Annotated in this window: 1 protein-coding gene; it reads right to left on the bottom strand. The window is 69.6% G+C overall.

What is annotated here, in order from left to right:
• The coding region (locus tag LE181_RS31950) for a flavodoxin-dependent (E)-4-hydroxy-3-methylbut-2-enyl-diphosphate synthase (protein WP_225665111.1) at positions 1–579 on the bottom strand (579 nt) is incomplete at both ends.

Genomic DNA, 579 nt, shown 5'->3' on the forward strand with positions numbered 1-579 from the left:
GATGACCTCGCCCTTGACGAAGATCTGGCCCTTGCCGTTGCCGGAGGCGACGCCGAGGTCGGCCTCACGGGCCTCACCCGGGCCGTTGACGACACAGCCCATGACCGCCACGCGCAGCGGCACCTCCATGCCCTCCAGGCCGGCGGTGACCTCCTCGGCGAGCTTGTAGACGTCGACCTGGGCGCGGCCGCAGGACGGGCAGGAGACGATCTCCAGGCGGCGCTGGCGCAGGTTGAGGGATTCCAGGATCTGGATGCCGACCTTGATCTCCTCGGCCGGCGGGGCCGACAGGGAGACGCGGATGGTGTCGCCGATGCCCTCGGAGAGCAGGGCGCCGAAGGCGACGGCGGACTTGATGGTGCCCTGGAAGGCCGGGCCCGCCTCGGTCACGCCGAGGTGCAGGGGATAGTCGCACTGGGCGGCCAGCTGGCGGTAGGCGTTGACCATCACGACCGGGTCGTTGTGCTTGACCGAGATCTTGATGTCGCGGAAACCGTGCTCCTCGAAGAGGGACGCCTCCCACAGGGCCGACTCCACCAGCGCCTCGGGCGTGGCCTTGCCGTACTTCTGCAGCAGGCG

Origin of the sequence: Streptomyces sichuanensis (assembly GCF_020328095.1) — a bacterium.
Classification (GTDB): Bacteria; Actinomycetota; Actinomycetes; order Streptomycetales; family Streptomycetaceae; genus Streptomyces; species Streptomyces cinnamoneus.